Source organism: Parafrankia soli, from assembly GCF_001854695.1.
Lineage (GTDB): Bacteria > Actinomycetota > Actinomycetes > Frankiales > Frankiaceae > Parafrankia > Parafrankia soli.
Genome location: NZ_MAXA01000101.1, coordinates 1 through 3,151, shown reverse-complemented (window position 1 = coordinate 3,151; position 3,151 = coordinate 1). Strand labels below are relative to the sequence as shown.

The 3,151-nt window shown below is 71.1% G+C and carries 3 protein-coding genes and 1 pseudogene; 1 reads left to right on the top strand and 3 read right to left on the bottom strand.

Annotated elements, in window-relative coordinates; all coding sequences use genetic code 11:
• Positions 1–354 (top strand): annotated as a pseudogene (locus BBK14_RS38805) (hypothetical protein); the annotation flags it as partial.
• 128 nt (positions 355–482) lie between these two features.
• On the opposite strand, the gene accD reads toward BBK14_RS38805, so the two are convergent.
• From accD to BBK14_RS09845, 3 genes are read right to left on the bottom strand one after another with little or no spacing between them, the layout of a single operon-like run.
• On the bottom strand, positions 483–2,180 hold the full coding sequence (gene accD, locus BBK14_RS09855; protein WP_071061250.1) for an acetyl-CoA carboxylase, carboxyltransferase subunit beta: 1,698 nt from the start codon (positions 2,178–2,180) through the stop codon (positions 483–485).
• Positions 2,170–2,418, bottom strand: coding sequence for an acyl carrier protein (locus BBK14_RS09850; protein ID WP_071061248.1), 249 nt, complete (start codon positions 2,416–2,418; stop codon positions 2,170–2,172). The genes accD and BBK14_RS09850 overlap by 11 nt, the downstream gene beginning before the upstream one ends.
• Before the next feature lie 16 nt (positions 2,419–2,434).
• Positions 2,435–2,989, bottom strand: coding sequence for a beta-ketoacyl-[acyl-carrier-protein] synthase family protein (locus tag BBK14_RS09845; protein ID WP_071061246.1), 555 nt, complete (start codon positions 2,987–2,989; stop codon positions 2,435–2,437).
• Positions 2,990–3,151 lie beyond the last annotated feature (162 nt).

Here is a 3,151-nt window from a genome sequence, read left to right as displayed (position 1 = left end):
CTCGTACAGATCTACGGGATCCGGAACTGGATCGAACAAGGCTACAAGCAGGTCAAAGACGAACTCGGCTGGGCCGATTTCCAGGTCCGCTCCGACCTCGCGATCCGTCGCCACCAGACCCTGGTGTTCTGCGCGTTCTCGTTCTGCTGGAACACCCTCACCGCCGAGATGCCCCCGGGGCAGGAACCCGCCGACGGTAAGCACGACCGGCGAGAGAGGGGGCACCCACACCACCAGCCCACCCGCGCGGCCATCCTGGCCGACGACGCTACGCGCGGTCCGCAGCTGGCTGACCCCCTGGCTCCTGCTACGACGCTGCTGGCACGCCTGGTCACCCACACCCCCGCCTGCTGACCTGGACACCCTGATCGCCGCAGTCGGCGCAGGCCACGGCCTGCACCTCTACCTCCCACCTTGATCCAACGAACTACCGCTAGGCGTGGACGTGGCCATGCCCTGGTCGGGCACACCGGGTGCTTGGTTCATCGCGTGGCCACCGCCTCGGGGCGACGTGAACCCGTGGCGCCGAACGCGCGGAATCTCGCCCGGCGAGCGGCGACGAGGTCGGCCGGTTTCCGCAGCGCGAACTCGTGCAGCCGTTCGCACAGCGCCGCGGCCACCCGGGCGGCGGCCTGTGCCGGATCCGCCTGGCTGCCGCCGCGGGGTTCCGGAACGACGCCGTCAACGATCCCCATACGCAGCAGGCTGCGGGCATCGAGCCGCAGTGCTTCGGCCGCCCGCGGGGCGTGGGTCGAATCTCCCCAGAGGATCGAGGCACATCCCTCCGGGCTGATCACCGAGTAGACGCCTCGCTCGCTGATCAGCACCTCGTCGGCGACGGCGAGCGCGAGGGCACCGCCGCTGCCACCCTCACCGAGGATCACGGTGAGTACCGGAACGGGCAGGTCCGTCAGCTGCCGGATGCAGTGCGAGATCGCCACGGCCTGGCCCTGTTCCTCCGCCTCGAGGCCGGGATGCGCCCCGGGGGTGTCGACGAAGGTGATGACCGGCAGCCCGAGCTTGGCCGCCAGCCGCATCAGCCGGGCGGCCTTGCGGTACCCGGCAGGGCTCGGCATGCCGTAGCGCCGGGCAGCGACCTCGACGGCGGTGTGCCCGCGCTGATGGCCGATTACCATCACCGGCCGGTCGGCGAGCTGGGCGAACCCGCCGACGATGGCGGGGCACTGGCCACCGACCCGGTCACCGTGCAGCTCGACGAACTCGCTGAACGCCTGGGCCAGCAGGTCGAGGGTGGTGGGGCGATCCAGCGCCCGGGCCTGCTGAACCGCCTGCCGGGGCTCCTGCTCGCCCAGCAGAGCCGGGTCGCGGACGAGGACCCCCGCTTCGGGCGGGACCTCGCGGAGCCCGTCACACGGCTGGGCGGCCGCCAGCAGCCGGCGCAGCGTGTCCCGTAGCGCCTGGCGGGGGGTGATCAGATCGATGAAGCCTCGTTCCAGCAGGAACTCGGCGGTCTGGAAGCCGGGCGGGAGCCGGTGCCCGAGCGTCTGCTCGATCACCCTCGGCCCGGCGAAGCCCAGCCGCGCGCCGGGTTCGGCAACGATCACATCGCACTGGGTTGCGAAGGACGCGGCCACGCCACCGAAGGTCGGATCGGTGATCAACGAGATGGTCAGGACCCCGGCCTCGTCCAGGGCGGTGAGCGCCTGGCTCGTCTTGGCCATCTGCATCAGCGAGATGGGCCCCTCCTGCATGCGCGCGCCGCCCGAGGCGCTCACGATCAACAGCGGGATCCGGTCACGCAGCGCCTCCTCCGCGGCACGCGTGATCAGTTCGCCGGCGGCGGCACCGAGACTCCCGCCGAGGAAGGCGAAGTCCATCACCGCGGCCAGGACCCGGCGACCGCCGATCCTCCCTGCGGCGACGAGCACCCCCTCGCGCAGGCCCGTTCGCGCTCGGGCCTGGTCAAGGCGCTGCGGGTAGGGGGTGGAGTCGACGAAGGACAGGACGTCCCGGGTGGTGGCGGGCAGGTCGAGGAGCTCGGCGGTGCCGGGATCGAAAAGCTGGTCGATCCTCTCGCTGGCCGCCACGCGGCCGTGATGGCCGCAGCTCGCGCAGACACGCAGATTGCGGATGTATTTTCGACCGTAGGTCATCGCCCGGCAGCCGGGGCAGAGAATCCATTCGCTGGCGGGGGCGCGTGTGCCGAGCTCACCGGCCATTGACCAGGTCCAGAAACTGACGGGGATTCTTCGCGGCGGCCAGCGCGTCGTCGTCGATCGGGATCCCGAACTCGCTGGTGATACGCGCCGCGAGTTCCATGACCGCGATGGAGTCGTAGCCCATTTCCTCGAAGGTGGTCTCCTCGATGTCTCCCTCGATGTCGACGTCCTGCGGCACACCCGCGCTTTCGGTGAGTATCCGGCGCAGGTCGCTGAGTTCGACTGTTGTCACCGACATGGCAACTCCTCGGGGTTCATGAGCTGGTCGCGACGGTGGACGGTGCACGGACGACCAGCGCGGAGTTGAAGCCGCCGTGCCCGCGGGCGAGGACGACGGCGGCGCGCACCGGCGCTGTCCGCGCCTCGCCCAGCACGATCTCGATCGGGTAGTGCTCGTCGTGACGGATGTTGATCGTCGGCGGGATGACACCGTCGCGGATCGCCAGCAGGGCGGTGGCGACGTCCAGCGCGCCAGCGCCGGCGTGCATCCGGCCGAACATGGTCTTCGGGGCGGTGACGGGGACGGGGCGGTCGTCGAAGACGTCGGCGATCGCCTCCGCCTCGGCACGGTCGAGCTCGGGCACGGCGGCGGCGTCGGCGAACACCACGTCGATCTCCGCCGGGTCCATGTCCGCGTCGATCAGGGCCAGTGCCAGCGCGCGGCCCAGACCCGACCGGTGCTCACCGTCCGGGCGTGGGTCGAAGGTCGTCGCGTAGCCGGCTATCTCGCCGTAGATCCGGGGCGCGCCGCGCGCGGCGGCGGCAGCGGCGTCCTCGAGGACGAGGATCGCGCCGCCTTCGGCGGGCACGTGCCCGCCGGCCCGGGTGTCGAAGGGGAGGTAGGCCGCGGCCGGATCGTCGCTGGTGCTCAGCCGGCAGCTAGTAGGACTTGGTTAAGTCGGGGCGAGGTCGATGTGTCGAAGGGGCGGCAGGGGCTGTCGGCAGGTCGGGCACCATCCCACCCAGCAGGC

Excerpts from the sequence above, each read along its gene's own strand:
- BBK14_RS09850 (WP_071061248.1), bottom strand. The coding sequence starts at position 2,418 with ATGTCGGTGACAACAGTCGAACTCAGCGACCTGCGCCGGATACTCACC.
- accD (WP_071061250.1), bottom strand. The coding sequence starts at position 2,180 with ATGGCCGGTGAGCTCGGCACACGCGCCCCCGCCAGCGAATGGATTCTC.